This window comes from Paracoccus sp. SSJ (assembly GCF_030234105.1).
Taxonomy (GTDB): Bacteria; Pseudomonadota; Alphaproteobacteria; order Rhodobacterales; family Rhodobacteraceae; genus Paracoccus; species Paracoccus denitrificans.
In genome coordinates this window covers 1-15,142 of record NZ_JASSPE010000041.1, presented here as the reverse complement: position 1 = coordinate 15,142, position 15,142 = coordinate 1, and the positions used below count along the sequence as shown (strand labels likewise).

The following is a 15,142-nucleotide window of genomic DNA, read 5'->3' as shown; positions in this document are numbered from 1 at the left end:
GCCGCTGGCCCGATCCGGTTGCGCTGTATGGAGGCTACACCGCATCGGGCCAGCTACCCGTGCTGACCAAGCGGGGTCATTATTGGGCGCCGAAAGGGGGTCAAAGTTGCGTGCCGATTGACAGCGCAACTCGCGGTTCTCCCGCTCAAGCGCCTTCATCTTCTCGGCCAAATCACTCGGGATGCCCGCGCGCCGACCGCTGTCGACCTCGGCCTTCTTGACCCAGTCGTTCAGGGTCTGTGGCGTGCAGCCGATCTTCGCCGCGATCGACATCACCGCCTGCCAGCGTGACGCATGCTGACCCTCGTTGTCGAGAACCAGTCGCACGGCACGTTCGCGGACCTCAGGGGAAAACTTGTTCGTCGTCTTGCTCATGATGCTCCATCCTACTCAAGAGTTGGAGCCTCCGGCAAACCCGGCGCGGTTCACACCGCCTTTTCGGAATACGGCCAGAAGGCGGACCAGGTCACGAAGCGCAAACCCCTGCACTGGTTCGCGACAGACGAGACGCAGCCCTTGTTCTTCTTTGCTGGCATCTAGACACCATAGCACGGCACCCGCGGCTCGATGAAGACCCTGCGGCCGGGGGATCACCAGCTCTTTGCCTTCCTCACCTGCAAACCGAATGCGGTGGTCAAGCCGATCCACCCCAAGGCCATGCCGGTGATCCTAACCTCCACTAGCCGATTAATCACGGGGATCCATAATGCTGATGGCTTTCACGTGATCAGACATCCTTGCGAAATAGTCACGCTGGCTGATCTGCGGCCTGCAATGCTTCGCCGACAGCACGTGTCGTGCGTCGAATATGGGTCGTAATGACAGCGGTTGCTGCATCTTCGTTACGTTCCAATGCAGCGTCCAACAACGCGCGGTGCTCGTCGGAAACCAGCCGCGTTTTCGCAGTGTGGATGCGGGAAAGGCGCCGATACCGCTCATGCTGGCGGAACACGATGCCACGCAGATGAAGGGTCCAGCGGCGCTCGCAAGCGCTTACCAAAGCCTCGTGAAAGTCGAAATTTCGCCGCTCCAACTCATCCAATCTCCCCTCCAAAGAAAGTGATGATTGCTCGGCACGTTCCAGCCAATGGTATGCCGTAATCACCCGAGCCTGCCATGCCTCGTTCCCACGAGACAGCGCATCTCTAAGCGCTTCGATTTCCAGCAAAAGCCGCAGTTCTCCAAGGTCGTTTGCCTCTTCAGCAGACATGCCGGACACGACAAATCCCCGCTGTTCCTGCGCAATGACCAGTCCTTCTCCTGCTAATCGAGAAAGTGCTTCGCGCAGTGGAGCTGCACCGATTTCATAACGATCGCGCAACATATCGAGCTTGAGCTTAAGTCCCGGCGCCAAGATGCCTTCGACAATGTCCGTACGCAGAAGCTGCATGGCTCGCTCGCTATGCGATCGCGCAGCACTTTCGGATCCTGTGATCAGTTGGTGGTCCCCGATCAGACTCAAGCTGTTCTCCCTAGTTTTGATCCACGTTACCTCGCTCCACACCAAATTAAAATATCGAAATTGTCGTTGACAACAGGAAAATTTCTATCTTTTATTAAAAAGGGGAGGAATTGCGATGAACGATACCGAAGGTGCATGTGCTCTGGAGGCTGGCTTGTGCCCAGACAGCAGAGCCAGATCTATCCTGGGGCAACTGGACCAGCATCTTGCCAAATGGGAAGAAGGCGCGACGGCGCTTCTCATTGCAGCAATCTTCGTGATCCTGACCGGCAACGTCATACTGCGGGCATTCGGCGCGCCTTTACTCTGGGCGGATGAGGCGGCGATCTTGCTGATGGCGTGCGCGGCCTTTCTGGGGGCGGCCGTAGCTTTGGCACGTGGGCAGCACATGGCAGTAACCCTGCTGTCCGACAACCTTCCCCCACGCCTACGGCATCCCTTGGCGATCGGCGTGGACCTGGTTGTTCTGGGCTTCTTTGTCGTGCTGGCCTGGCTGTGCTGGCGCTGGTTCGACCCGATCCATGCCTTCGGCGCTGAATCGTTGACCGCCTATTCACAACAAACCTTCAACTTCATCTACCAGGAACGAACTCTGACCCTGGGTCTCCAGAAAGTCTGGTTCTGGCTCGTGCTGCCGTTGTTTGCCATCCTGTCCATTGTCCACGCACTTGCCGCCTTGGAACGCGACATCCGCATTGCACGCAATGAACAAGAGGGGCGGAGCCAATGACCGTTGGAATGTCCTTCGTTGGCCTGCTGATGATGGGTCTACCGATCTCGTTGACGCTGGCCGTGTTGGCGCTGATCTACATCGTCGTTTCAGGAAACCTCGTGCTGCTGCAATCCTATCCGCAGCAAATGTTCGGCGGGCTGGAAAGCTATGGAATGCTGGCGCTGCCCTTGTTCATTCTGCTGGGCGAGTTCATGAATGCCGGCGGTATCGGTCGACGGCTGATGGCTTTCGCGATGGCGCTTCTGGGGCCGCTCCGGGGAGGCCTCGCTTATGTGAACCTGGGCGCCAACATGATGATGGCCTCGATCCTGGGTTCGACTGTAGCGCAGATCACCATCATGTCTCGCCTTGCGGTGCCTGGAATGGAGAAGGCGGGCTATCCGAAGGACGTTTCGGTGGCGATCACCGCAGCGGGAGGGCTGCTGGCGCCGATCATCCCCCCTTCCATGATGTTCATCATCTTTGGCGTCATTGCGCAGGTTCCTATCGGCGACATGTTCATCGCCGGGATCGTCCCCGGCATTCTGATCTTCGTGGCTTTCTGCGGGTTGATCGGCTGGCAGGCGCATCGCTACGATTTTCCGCGAAGCCCCCGGATGTCGATGCAGGAGCGTATCCGCGCAGTCGTTGATGCGATACCCGCGGCTCTGATCCCGGCCTCTATTATCGTGTCCATCCTGGGCGGACTTGCCACTCCGACTGAAGCTGCCACGATTGCAAGCCTGTTGGCGATCATGATCGGCATGTTCGTTTATCGTGAAATGACGGCTGCCGATATCTGGCCCGCGCTTGTCAGCGCGGCGCGCGGTGCGGCGGTGGTTCTGTTCCTGATCGCAGCTGCGCAGGTCTTCAGCTGGGTCATTACCTTCGAGAACCTGCCCGCCAAGGTGGCCGCCTACATGCAGGGGCTGACAGACTCGCCGATCATTTTCCTCCTGCTCCTGAACGTGCTGCTGCTGGGACTGGGGATGATCACCGATCCGATCCCCGCGATCATTCTGGTTGTGCCAGTGTTCCTGCCGGTGGCCACCGATGTCTACGGCATTGACCCGATCCACTTCGGCGTCGTGCTGTGCCTCAACCTGACGCTGGGACTTGTGACACCACCTGTGGGGACAGGGCTTTTTACTGCCTCTCTTTTATCCGGAGTCCGGGCAGAGCGAATTGCCTGGCTGCTGGTGCCGTTCCTTGTCGTAGCCTTCGCGGTAATTCTGCTGATCGTCTTGCGGCCAGAGGTGGCTCTGGCACTGGTAAGGTGGTTCTGAGATGGCCCGCATCTGGATCCTCGGTGGTGGCGTGATCGGGACGGGATGGGCGGTGGCCTATGGCGCTGCCGGCCATGCGGCTGTTGTTATCGACCCCGCCCCGAACGCATCCGAAACGCTGCATGAAGCTTGGCAAGCCGCGCAGCCGACGCTGGCTGAAATGGGGTTGTCAGGGCCGCAAAGCCTTGCCCCGGTTCATGCTGCAGATACGGCCTCCGCAGGGTTGGCCCCCGATCTGGTGCAGGAATGCCTGCCGGAGCGGCTAAACATTAAGCATCAGGTTCTGGCTGCTGTCGAACCGCTGCTGCCCCCCGCTGTGCTGATCGCCTCCTCCAGTTCCGGTCTGTCACCCGACGATATCGGCGCGGTGCTTGGCGACCCCGGCCGCCTAGTGATTGCCCATCCGAACAACCCGCCCTGGATCATGCCCACGGTCGAATTATGCCCGTCGCACAGCACAGCGCCTGCGCGGCTGGACGACCTGACCGTGTTCTATGAAGCAATGGGAAAAAGCGTCATCCGCATGAACAAGCCGATCCTCGGGCATGTGGTAAATCGCCTGCAGGCGGCCCTGTGGCGCGAGGCAATCCACCTTGCGACTGAAGGCATCGTATCGCTGTCTGAAACCGAACGCGCGATCAGCGAGGGTCTTGCGCCCCGCTGGTCCCTCTATGGCCCCTCGACCATATTCCACCTTGCCGGAGGGGAAGGCGGGATGGAGCGGTTCCTCAAAGGATTGGGTCCTGCTTTCCAAAGCTATTTCGACGACCTGGGTGCCCCACAACTCGATCGCGCCACCTGCGATCTTCTGATCCGCGGCATCACTGATCATGATCCGCGCTCTACCACCGACATCATGGCCGAGCGTAACCGCATGGTTCCGCGTGCCTTTGCCGCAATCGCCCGGGTGCGAAACGACGCGGCCTGAGCTTTTCACAGGGAGGAAAGAATGACGTTTACCACGATCCTGAAGGGTGCCGCAGCAGTCCTGCTCATGGCCGCAGGCACTGCGCAGGCCACTGACTATCGCATGTCGATGATCACGCCCCCAGCACATCAGTGGACGAAGAGCGCCACCGACATGGCGGCACGCATCAACGAGCGGACCGAGGGGCGCGTCAACATCCTGATCTTTCCCTCGGGCCAGCTTGGGCCTGAATCGCAGATGATGCAGCAGATGCAGACCGGGGCGCTCGATTTCGCATTCCTGACCTTGGGAGAGCTGGCGAACCGCGACAACGACTTCGGCATCCTGGCTGCGCCCTACCTGGTGCCGGACATCGTCACCGCCGGCAAGCTGCTGGATGGCGAGACGACGAAGAAGTTGGAGGAGAAGCTGCCCAGTTTCGGTCTGAAGGGGCTGGGCTGGGCCGTTTCGGGAATGCGCCAGGTCGTGATGAACGGCAAGGTGGAGACAGTCGACCAACTGGCTGGCAAAAAGATCCGCACGATCCCCTATGCGCCCGAACTGGACATGTGGACCGGGTTGAAGGCCGTGCCAACGCCGATGCCGCTTCCGGCGCTTTACGACGCCTTTGCCAATGGGCAGATCGACGGGATGCAGATCGACCTAGAAAGCACCTGGAACAGCAAATACTATTCTAACGCCGGTGTGATCCTGAATTCTGACCACGGAATGTTCCCGATGCTGGCAGCGGCTTCAGGCCGCAAATGGGCTCAGATCTCGCCCGAGGACCAAGCCATCATCGCCGAGGAGTTTGCGACGGAGACCGCAACCATTGTCGAAGCCTATGCACGGCTCGAGGAAGAATTTCTGACCAACCTGAAAGGGACGGATGTGCCGGTGGTCGAGGTGGATCGCGAATGGTTCGGCCCAGCCATTGAAGCCTACTACGACCAGTGGAAGACCAAATCGCCGCTGTTCGAAGATCTGCTGCAGGAAGCTGCCGCGCTGAACTGATCCCAATAGACCGCCGCGTCGTCTTCGGCCGGCGGTTTCATCAGGAAAGACTGAAAATGACTTTGATCTACCGCGACCTGCGCTATCTGCGGCTGCCTGCGCCCCAAGGGCTGGATACGGCCCGAAACTTTGCGTTGGACAAGCTGGGCCTGCAACTGGGTGACGTCGCCAGCGATGACGTGATCCACTTCAGATCTGATGCGCGCAACTACGCGCTGGCATACTGGTCTGATGCGACCCATCCCGCCATTGGCCTGACAGTCGGTCGCCGTGAAGATCTGGATGCGCGGGCCGAGGCTCTGGCGCCTTTTGGCACGGTGGAATACCTGGATGATGTTGCTTGCCGCAAGCGGCAGGTGAAGGCAGGGATCGCGGTCATGGCCCCGAACGGCGTTGCCATTGAAATCGTGTGGCGCCCGCTGACTTCGGGCTGGCGCTATCACGGCAACCGCGATGCAGGGATAACCGAGTTCGGCGCTGTCAGCCTGGCATGCACGGATATTGACGCGAATGAGGCGTTCTGGACCCGTGGCGTCGGCGCCACGGTGGCCGACTGGGCCGGCGACGCGGTTTATCTGAACATCGACGATGCCCATCATCGGATTGCACTCTATCCTTCGCACCGCGACGGGGTGCTGGCGGCGACCTGGGAGGTCGAGGGCGTCAACGCCATCATGCAGAACTGGTATTTCTTCCAGAAGAACCAGATCCCCGTCGTCCACGGGCCAGGCCGGCAGGCTGCCTCGAACGCGATGTTTGTTTTGGGAGAAGGACCGGACGGCATCTATTACGGCTATCGGGCCGAAACGGCGCAAGGACTTCCACATGGCGGGCCACGCCAATTGGTTGATGACGCGCGAAGCCATTGCGCATGGGGATCGCCATCCCGCGCACCCGAATTCGGAGGAACAGCCCATGATTGAACTGAAAGACGTCGTTTATTGCCGTCTGGGCACTCGCGATCTTGCCGGGGCGGAGTGGTTCGCGGTCAATATCCTTGGACTTGAAGTGTCGGAGCGCCGCCGAGGCTCGACCTATTTCAAATCGAACGAGCGCGCCCATACGCTGTGCTATTTCGAAGGGAACCCGGACGAGCAGGTCACGGCGTTCGAGATAGGTTCGTCAGATGACCTGCAGCGGGCGGCAGCAACATTGCAAGCGATGGGAAGTGACGTGCATTACGGCACGCCGCAGGAATGTGACGCACGCCACGTGCGCGAGTTCATTCGCTTCAACGATCCAACCGGAAACGGCATCGAGTTCGTGGTGCGCCCCGATGTCTCGGCCGTCCGATTCCACGGCAGCCGGGATGCGGGAATAACCGGCTTCAGTCATGTCGGACTTTGCACCACCGATGCGGAACGGGATGAGGCATTCTGGACGCAGGTGTGCAACGCCCGTGTGTCCGACCGGATCGGTGATGCACCACTGATGAGACTTGGAACGATCCACCATTCCATTGCGCTGTTCCCGTTCCACAAGGCCGGCATTCAGCACATCAACCATCAGGTCGAAAGTGCTGACGATATCCAGCGCAGCTTCCATCATGTGCGCGAGAACCAGGTGAACATCACTTTCGGTCCTGGGCGCCATCCGACGTCGTCGGCACAGTTTTTGTATTTCACCGGTCCTGAGGGAATGACCTTCGAGTATTCGACCGGTGTCTGCGAAATCCACGACGAGCCACTGTGGCGGGACCGGCAGTTCCATTTCGAGCCGAAGGGTTTCTGCCAATGGGGCGCGGCGCCCCGGATCGCGGCATTCAAGGACTGACCATGCACGACAACAAGGACGACGTGGCCCGCCGCGTGCGCATCGCGGCGCGGGCTCTGGGACGGGCTGGCCTGGTCCACGCTTATGGGCACTGCTCGGCGAGAGCGGGGACGGAGAGCTTTCTCGTCTGCCCTTCCATGCCAATGGCACTGACGCCGGTGGGTGCAACCTGCGAGCCTGTGCCTGTCCACGGTGACCTGCCAGAGGGTGTTCTGGGGGAGGTGCGCCTGCACCAGCAGATCTATGTCCGTCACCTCCAGGCAGGCGGTGTCGTGCGCTTCATGGGTCCGAACATGATGGCACTGGCTGCGCTTGGCCGGGTGCCCCAGGCACGGCACGGTTTTGGTTGCTACTTCCAGCCTGGGGTAGGTTTGTGGGACGACCCGCAACTGATCCGCGACGACAGCCGTGCGGTGGGCGCCATCGACGCCATGGGGCAGGGCCGGGCGCTCCTGATGCGCGGCAACGGTGCCGTGGTCTGGGGTGAAAGCATCGAAGCTGCGACCGTTCTGGCCTGGTATCTGGAAGACATGTGCCGGATCGAACTGATCGCCCTTCAAACCGGACTTGCCGACACTGCGCCCATCATCTCCGAGGCAGAGGCCGAGACGCGCGCCACCCGCGCGGGCCGGATCATCGAACGCATGTGGGACCACATGACCGCAGGCGATCCCGAACTGGCCGCCTCCTGACCCGACACGAACAAGGACAAGATTGTGACAACCTATCTCAACTTCATCGATGGTGAATTCGTGCGGGGTTCTGGCCCGACCTTCGCCAACCATTATCCCGTCACCGGCGAAGTGATTGGTGAGGTATCTTCTGCGGGTCGAAGCGAAGTCGATGCCGCAGTGGGTGCCGCCCGCGCAGCGCTGAACGGGCCTTGGGGCAAGATGCCCGTAGCCGAACGCGTGGCGCTGCTGCGCAAGCTCGCCGCCGGGATCAATGCGCGTTTCGACGAATTCCTGGCCGCCGAAATCAAGGACACCGGCAAGCCTGCATCTCTTGCCTCTCATATCGACATTCCACGTGGGGCAGCGAACTTCAACGTCTTTGCCGATCAGGTCCTGGTGACAGGAACCGAGTGCTTCGAAATGGATACCCCAGATGGCCGGGGCGCCGTGAACTACTCGATCCGTCGTCCCCGCGGCGTGATCGGAGTGATCTGCCCTTGGAACCTGCCCCTGCTGCTGATGACCTGGAAGGTCGCACCGGCGCTTGCCTGCGGTAATACCGTGGTCGTCAAACCGTCGGAAGAAACCCCTGCCACAGCTACCCTGCTGGGCGAAGTGATGAACGCGGTAGGTATTCCGCGCGGCGTCTATAATGTCGTCCACGGCCATGGCCCCGATGCTGCGGGCGAATTCCTGACCACCCATCCCGGCATAGACGGGATCACCTTTACCGGCGAAACACGGACAGGCGAAGCGATCATGCGCGCTGCCGCAAACGGCGTGCGGCCGGTTTCGCTGGAACTGGGCGGCAAGAATGCCGGGCTTGTCTTTGACGATGCCGACTTGGATGCGGCGCTCGAAGGCATAGGCCGGGCGTGTTTTGCCAACTCCGGACAGGTCTGCCTGGGCACTGAACGGCTGTATGTTCAGCGTGGCATCTATGAACGGTTCTGCGAGGCGCTGGCTGAGAAGGCCAAGGGCTTTGCGTTCGGCGACCCCTTCGCCAAGACAACCACGATGGGTCCGGTCATCAGCGCCGAACATCGCGACAAGGTGCTTTCATATTACGCCAAGGCGAAGGCGGCGGGCGCCGAGATCCTGGCAGGTGGCGGCGCACCGGAAGTCGATGGCTTCAACGGCGGCTACTTTGTCCAACCCACAGTGTGGACCGGGCTTTCCGCGGATGCGGCGGTAGTCACTGACGAAATCTTTGGACCCTGCACCCACATCACTCCCTTCGACTCCGAGGAAGAAGGTATCGCCATGGCGAATGCCTCGCCTTACGGGCTGGCAACCTCGATCTGGACCGCCAATCTGGGGCGGGCACATCGCACGGCGGCGCAGATTGAGGTCGGGATCGCCTGGGTGAACAGCTGGTTCTTGCGCGACCTGCGCACGCCCTTTGGCGGTGCCAAGGCATCCGGCATCGGCCGCGAGGGCGGCATTCATTCGATGGAGTTCTACACTGAACTCCGCAACATCTGCATCAAGCTCTGAAGGACCGGCGCCATGCTGACCCAAGATGAACGCACCCGCTGCGTCGAAAGCCTGCTCGAAAGCCACCGCACGAAGAAGCAGGGCAAGCGCCCATCCGAGATGTTTCCGGGTATCGAAATCGCTGACAGCTATGCCATATCTTCGGCTGTGGCCGATGCCAAGGTAAAGGCTGGCGCAAAGATCATCGGCCACAAGATCGGGTTGACCTCGAAGGCGATGCAGGCAGCCTCCAAAATCGATGAGCCTGATTACGGCTACATGTTTGACGATCTGGTGCTGCAGGACGGCGCCAAGGTGAGGTTCGAGGATTTTTGCGTTCCGCGTGTCGAACCGGAGCTGACCTTTATCCTCAAGGAGCCGCTGAAAGGCCCGAACGTGGGCCTCGTTGACGTGCTGCGGGCAACGGAATGGGTGGTTCCGTCGATCGAGATCATTGACGCCCGCGTCGAGGAACCTCGACGCATCTTCGACACGGTAGCCGACAATGGCGCTGCCGCCGGGCTGGTTCTGGGGGGCCGCCCTGTTCGGCCGACCGACGTGGATCTGCGGTGGGTCGGGGCAATCTTCTATCGCAACTCGGAGATCGAAGAGACTGGACTGGCCGCAGGCGTGCTCGGTCATCCTGCGATGGCAGTGGCCTGGCTGGCCAACAAGCTTGCGCCGTTCGATGTTACGCTGGAACCGGGTCACATGCTGCTGTCGGGCAGCTTCACCCGCCCGGTCTGGGCGAAGAAGGGTGACACCCTGCACGCCGATTTCGGGCCGCTTGGCTCCGTCGCTGTTCAGTTTGTTTGAGAGTGACAATGCAAATCCCCACAAATCACTTCAAGCATCGATTGCTTGCAGGCGAGCAGCTGATCGGCATCTGGATGTCCTCGGTCTCGCCTCTGCTTGCCGAGATGCTGTCCCTGGTCGGCTATGACTGGATGCTGTTCGACAGCGAACACGCGCCGGTGGACGTATCCGGCATCATGCCGCTGCTGCAGGCCGCTGCGGCCGGCAAGACAGCGAGTGTCGTGCGGCCAGCCTGGAACGACAAGGTTCTGATCAAGCGCCATCTGGACCAAGGGGCACAGACGCTGCTGATCCCCTTTGTGGAGAGCGCCGATGAGGCCCAGGCTGCCGTCCGTGCCATGCGCTATCCTCCGGCCGGTATTCGGGGTGTAGCCGGATCGACACGCGCGACCCGTTTCGGCCTAGCCGCCAACTACCTGCGCCGGGCCGACGAGGAACTCTGCCTGCTTGTGCAGATCGAAACCGGCACGGCAATGGAGCAACTGGAGGAAATCGCCGCGGTGCCTGGCGTTGACGGCGTTTTCATCGGACCTTCTGATCTTGCTGCCTCTCTGGGGCACTTGGGCAATCCGGCGCACCCTGATGTGCAGGAAGTCTTGCAGGATGCAGTTGCCAGATTGAAGGCCTTGGGCAAGCCAGCCGGTATCCTTGCGACCAATCAGGCCGACGCGCAACGCTATCTCGACTGGGGCTATGGCTTCGTTGCTGCGTCCGTGGATACGGGGCTGCTGATGAATGCAGCGAGGGGTCTATTGGCCAGTCTGCAAAAGGGAGGCGCATGATGCTTCCATTTGAAGGGCAAGTCGTGGTGATCACGGGAGGTGCAGGTGCCATCGGGCTGGCAACTGCTCACCTCCTGGGTGAGCAGGGTGCAAGGATCGCGCTGTGGGATGCGAATGCCGCTGCATTGGAAAACGCCATAGCCGAGCTGTCGGGCAAGGGGGTTCAATGCACCTCTCACACTGGGGATCTCAGCGACGAACGTCAGGTCGAAACTGCCCTAGCCGCAACGCTGGCTACCTACGGCCAAGTTGACATGCTGGTGACGTCGGTCGGCGTGTCGCCGCGCGAGGATGCGATCAGCCAGAAGCTGTCGACTTGGCAGCGAAGTCTCGACGTCAATATGACCTCTATATTCCTGGCCTCGCGCGCGGTCGTGCGTGAAATGAAAGAAAGGGGCATCAAGGGACGGATCGTGCATCTGGGCTCTATCATGGGACTGTCGGGGGGTGGGCTTTACCCGAACCTGGCTTATCACGCGACAAAGGGCGCCGTGGTGAACATGACCCGGGCAATGGCCTGCGAATGGGCCAATGATGGAATCCGCGTGAACTCCGTCGCACCTACATGGGTGGACACACCATTCATCGGAGCCCTCAAGGCTGATGCAAAAGCAATGCAGCGCATCTCGGATGTTACCCCGCTCGGCCGGTTGGCAAGGCCAGACGAGGTTGCGCATAGTATAGCGTTTCTCTTGAGCAGCCACAGCGCCATGATCACTGGCCACACCTTGCCTGTTGATGGAGGATTCTTGGCAAAATAACCAAAGCCCAGTCAAGGCTCTTGCTCTCTCATCGGAAATCTCGCAAACTGACGCCATGGCCGCGTAACTAACCGAAATCAGCCTCCGGCAAACCCGGCGCGGTTCAGGGTGGTATCATGCTCGGCGTGGACCTTCCGCTTCCAGTCCATGCCAGCCAGGTATTCGTCACGATCCACGAAAGGCGCCGTGACCAGCCTTTCGCTGCCGTCCCGCGCCTTCTCGCGCCGCACCCCAAAATGCTCGATGTAGATGCCGCTCTCGACGAGGCGGAAATCTGGCTGGTAGTCGCGTCTTCCAGTTTCAGTGATCTTGTGTTCGTAAACCGGCTCGTACTCGTATTCGATGCCGTTCTCATACAGCCAATTGGCGATCTGCAGCTCTTCGTAACTCTTGACCCTTTCGCCCTGCAGCGTGCGTAGGTCCTGGGTTTCCATATGGGTGTAGAAGTCGTGCTTGGTCTGGAAGTCCCATTCAGTCTTCGGTTCGACCAGGAAATGCGCGAAGAACTGAATGATTGCCCTCGACACCTCTGACAGCAGGTGGACCAGGTCCTTCAAGATCTGCTTGATCAGGTTGGTAAAGGCCATGTCGTCGGTGGCATGGTCGGCCAAGGCGGGCTTCGACCCTTCCACGATGCCGATGATGTCGTAGGCAATCGCATGGAAGGTTCGCGCGACGATGGGCACGCCGGATCGTGCCTCGACCCGTTCCGACATCTCCTCCGCCGCGTTCTTCGCGAAGGCCAGAAGCAGGATTTCTTCTGGCTGGCGGATGCCAGCCGTGACGAGGTAGGCAGCCTTGGCGGTGATGACGCTGGTCTTTCCCGAGCCCGCCCCAGCGAGGACGAGCGTCGCGTCCTCATCGACAACAACCGAGAGGCGCTGCTCCGGCGTCAGCGGCTTGCTTTCAATGGTGTCGAAAAACTCCTTCCAGCGGTCCAGTTCAGAGGCGACGAATACGGCTATGCCATTCGCCCGCAACGCGCGCGGCTCAGCTGCGAATTTTCGGACGGGCGCAATGCGCTCGACGGCCTCGGGGCCGATGGCTTCGGCATTCAGCTTCGACAGCAGCGAAGCATCCAGTGCTCGGGCGTCATCCAGCAGGGGCGTGACCGCACATGCGGCAGGGTAGCGGGACGGCGCCGTCAGCGACCGAACTCCTGCGAGGATCCTGTCCAAGCGCGCCGCCTCCTTTTTCAAGGCGGCTAGATTGAAGCGGACCCATGCATCCTTGAGCTCTTCCGAGAACGCGATGGATTTCCGATAGCCAGCCCCCTTCAGGATGACGTCTTCCTGGTCACCCGCAGAAATAGTCAGTTTCGTTCCAAACAGCCCTCTTCGAAGTGAGGGAGGGCTGGACAGCAACTGAAGGGACATCGTTGCGACACGTCCCCGGCGGGTGATCCGCAGATGATCGGCATCGATTTCAAGGGCCCTGGCGGATTTGCCGAATGGGTCAGCCAGAAATCCTAGAAGCGGGCGTCGCTGCAGTCGGGTCAATGATCAGGCCTGGTCCGTTTCTGGATGTGTGCCTCGACACTTCACGCCGACTTCGCGTGCCATTTCTTGGCGCGCTACCATCCAAGGTTGGTTCTCAAATTGCGTTCATGTGAGTTCAAAAGGTCCCTCATCCCACTGGGAACCAGTGAACGCGTTGATCTGGATGCCTAGTCGCCCCGGATCCTCTACCAGCAGGTACCTCCATTCACCGTGCTCACCGAGGCGATTGACGGCTTCGACCCACCGCTCAGCCGCCTTCGCCTTGGCATCGGCATCGTCAGTGACCTGACCCTTGATCTCGACAATGACGTTCTCGTCCCGATCCGTGACAACGAGGAAATCGGGGATGTAGCGCGACAGCAGGCCACGATGCCGGTAGGGGATCGTGAACCCCAGCCGGTCGTTCTTGACCCATCTCTTCACGCCCGGATGGCTGTCGAGAAGGAAGGCGGCACTTTGCTCCCACTTCTTCGTGTCAGCCACCATCGCGTTCAGATGACACCTCGTGACCGGGTAGATCGGTTTCGTCGTGTGAAAGTCGACGTAGAGCGTGCTTCCCCTACCGGCTGCACCTTGGGGAATGATGGCAACCTCGCCGCCGCCTGTTGCTGATCCCTTCTTGATGGCTTCGAGCAGGGAGCCGATGGCAGCCTGCATGTATTCGCCGACCAGCAGCACGTCGCACGGCCGGCTATCACCCTTTCGATCAAGCTTTTCTGCAAGGAAGCGCTTCGCCGCGAATGCGACCTTCGGGAAGAGCTGCTGGACTGGAACTGCTTCGGCGCCGTTGTCCGAGAGCCAGCGGTCGCAGATCTCACGTGCCAACCTGAATGCAACCTGCTGATCGCGAAACCGGGCGCGCCAGTCCTTCAACGAGAGGATAGGGCGTTCACCCGGCCCGAATGCCGCCAATGTTCCGTCAGGTGTTGTCAGAGGGGTCAGCTCAACCACCTGTGGGATCTTCATCGGGTCGATCGTCACCTTGGCGACCTTGCTCCAGTCGATATGCACATCGAACTGGCCCGACTGGTGGTAGCCGGTCACGATGGGAAAGGTGATCTCGAACTCGGCCTTCTCCGGGACGGAGTATATGTGGTTCGGATCTGGCTGCGGCGGTTGCGGACCGACCGGCTTCACCTTGAACGGAATGAGCTCAAAGGGGACACCGAAGACCTTGGCCGTCTCCTCGGCGAACATCTGTGTTTCCTCGTCGAGCGCATAGCTCTTGCGCCGCAATGCCCGCCCGACGACCTGCTCGCACAGGAGCTGTGAGCCAAACGGACGGAGCCCGACGATGTGCGTGACCGTGTTGGCGTCCCAGCCCTCCGCCAGCATCGCGACCGAGACGATGCAACGGACATCTCGCCCCGGCGGGATGCGCTCATCGATCCACTTCAGCGACCCGTCGTTGTCATCGCTGGCCACCTTGTCGTTGTGCTTGCGCACCAGCTCGGACCAGTCCTCGGGGATCTTGCCGCCCGGCCATTCCGGTTTGCCGACCGTGTCGAGGATGAATCGAAGCCGCTTGGTCTCGTCCTTTGACCCGCCTTCCTCGATGTCCTCCATGACCTTCGAGTCGATCCTGACAGTGACCTCCTGCCCGGGCGCATTGCGGAACCAGGCCGGAGAAACCCCGTAGCTGTCGTTCCCATTCGCCAGCCAGTCGTGGACTTCCTTGGCAACGGCGGTGTCTCGGCACACGACGATGAACACCGGCGGCACCGGATGTTTTTGCTGCTGCTTGGAATGGTGTTCCCATTCGAGGAAGCGCTCGTGCCACTCCTGCGCCAGCAGGTTGATGGGCGCGGATGCATAGTTCAACACGATCTCGGGCGTGATGTTCGTGCCGAGGCCTGTGAACCGGCGTGCAAAATTGACCCCGTAACGGGGTAATCGGCTTCCAAAAATGACCCCCCTTACGCTGATGGTCATGATGCCTCCGAGGCTATCGGGGGGCACAGTGTGGGATGCTGGTTGTGG

Annotated in this window: 15 protein-coding genes; 11 read left to right on the top strand and 4 right to left on the bottom strand. The window is 60.5% G+C overall.

Annotated features, from left to right (window positions below):
- Nucleotides 1-375: transposase (locus tag QPR87_RS22890; RefSeq protein ID WP_285051495.1), on the bottom strand; the 375-nt coding region annotated here is incomplete at its 3' end.
- Nucleotides 376-748: 373 nt separating this feature from the next.
- Nucleotides 749-1,390, bottom strand: coding sequence for a GntR family transcriptional regulator (locus QPR87_RS22885; protein WP_285051494.1), 642 nt, complete (start codon nt 1,388-1,390; stop codon nt 749-751).
- A gap of 187 nt (nt 1,391-1,577) precedes the next feature.
- Here QPR87_RS22885 and QPR87_RS22880 point away from each other — a divergent pair, with 187 nt between their 5' ends.
- Genes QPR87_RS22880 through QPR87_RS22830 form a run of 11 tightly spaced genes read left to right on the top strand, consistent with a single transcriptional unit; the run spans nt 1,578 to nt 11,663 of the window.
- Nucleotides 1,578-2,192 (top strand): TRAP transporter small permease, encoded by a 615-nt coding sequence (locus QPR87_RS22880; RefSeq protein WP_285051493.1) that lies wholly within the window; start codon nt 1,578-1,580, stop codon nt 2,190-2,192.
- An 8-nt stretch (nt 2,193-2,200) separates the two neighbouring features.
- Nucleotides 2,201-3,460 (top strand): TRAP transporter large permease, encoded by a 1,260-nt coding sequence (locus QPR87_RS22875; RefSeq protein WP_285051492.1) that lies wholly within the window; start codon nt 2,201-2,203, stop codon nt 3,458-3,460.
- Between the two features lies 1 nt (nt 3,461).
- The gene (locus tag QPR87_RS22870; protein ID WP_285051491.1) at nt 3,462-4,388 is read left to right on the top strand and encodes a 3-hydroxyacyl-CoA dehydrogenase NAD-binding domain-containing protein; all 927 of its coding nucleotides are present in this window, start codon (nt 3,462-3,464) and stop codon (nt 4,386-4,388) included.
- 21 nt (nt 4,389-4,409) lie between these two features.
- Nucleotides 4,410-5,381 (top strand): TRAP transporter substrate-binding protein, encoded by a 972-nt coding sequence (locus tag QPR87_RS22865; RefSeq protein ID WP_285051490.1) that lies wholly within the window; start codon nt 4,410-4,412, stop codon nt 5,379-5,381.
- A 56-nt stretch (nt 5,382-5,437) separates the two neighbouring features.
- Nucleotides 5,438-6,304 carry a VOC family protein gene (locus tag QPR87_RS22860; protein WP_285051489.1) on the top strand — a complete coding sequence of 289 codons (867 nt, stop codon included), beginning with the start codon at nt 5,438-5,440 and terminating at the stop codon, nt 6,302-6,304.
- Nucleotides 6,297-7,154 carry a VOC family protein gene (locus tag QPR87_RS22855; RefSeq protein ID WP_126156202.1) on the top strand — a complete coding sequence of 286 codons (858 nt, stop codon included), beginning with the start codon at nt 6,297-6,299 and terminating at the stop codon, nt 7,152-7,154. Before QPR87_RS22860 ends, QPR87_RS22855 begins: the two co-directional genes overlap by 8 nt.
- 2 nt (nt 7,155-7,156) lie before the next feature.
- A complete protein-coding gene (locus QPR87_RS22850; protein ID WP_285051488.1) occupies nt 7,157-7,846 on the top strand; it encodes a class II aldolase/adducin family protein in 690 nt (229 codons plus the stop codon).
- Between the two features lie 24 nt (nt 7,847-7,870).
- Nucleotides 7,871-9,325, top strand: a complete 1,455-nt coding sequence (locus QPR87_RS22845; protein ID WP_285051487.1) for a 2-hydroxymuconic semialdehyde dehydrogenase — start codon at nt 7,871-7,873, stop codon at nt 9,323-9,325.
- Between the two features lie 12 nt (nt 9,326-9,337).
- A complete protein-coding gene (locus tag QPR87_RS22840; protein ID WP_126156199.1) occupies nt 9,338-10,120 on the top strand; it encodes a fumarylacetoacetate hydrolase family protein in 783 nt (260 codons plus the stop codon).
- A gap of 8 nt (nt 10,121-10,128) precedes the next feature.
- The gene (locus QPR87_RS22835; protein ID WP_285051486.1) at nt 10,129-10,902 is read left to right on the top strand and encodes an HpcH/HpaI aldolase family protein; all 774 of its coding nucleotides are present in this window, start codon (nt 10,129-10,131) and stop codon (nt 10,900-10,902) included.
- Entirely contained in the window at nt 10,899-11,663 is a 765-nt protein-coding gene (locus tag QPR87_RS22830; RefSeq protein WP_285051485.1) for an SDR family NAD(P)-dependent oxidoreductase, read from the top strand. Before QPR87_RS22835 ends, QPR87_RS22830 begins: the two co-directional genes overlap by 4 nt.
- A gap of 77 nt (nt 11,664-11,740) precedes the next feature.
- Here the strand turns inward: QPR87_RS22830 and QPR87_RS22825 are convergent, their stop codons facing one another.
- Both QPR87_RS22825 and QPR87_RS22820 read right to left on the bottom strand, forming a co-directional pair.
- Nucleotides 11,741-13,162 (bottom strand): UvrD-helicase domain-containing protein, encoded by a 1,422-nt coding sequence (locus QPR87_RS22825; protein ID WP_285051484.1) that lies wholly within the window; start codon nt 13,160-13,162, stop codon nt 11,741-11,743.
- Nucleotides 13,163-13,267: 105 nt separating this feature from the next.
- Nucleotides 13,268-15,094, bottom strand: coding sequence for a P-loop NTPase family protein (locus tag QPR87_RS22820; protein WP_285051483.1), 1,827 nt, complete (start codon nt 15,092-15,094; stop codon nt 13,268-13,270).
- Between the last annotated feature and the right edge of the window lie 48 nt (nt 15,095-15,142).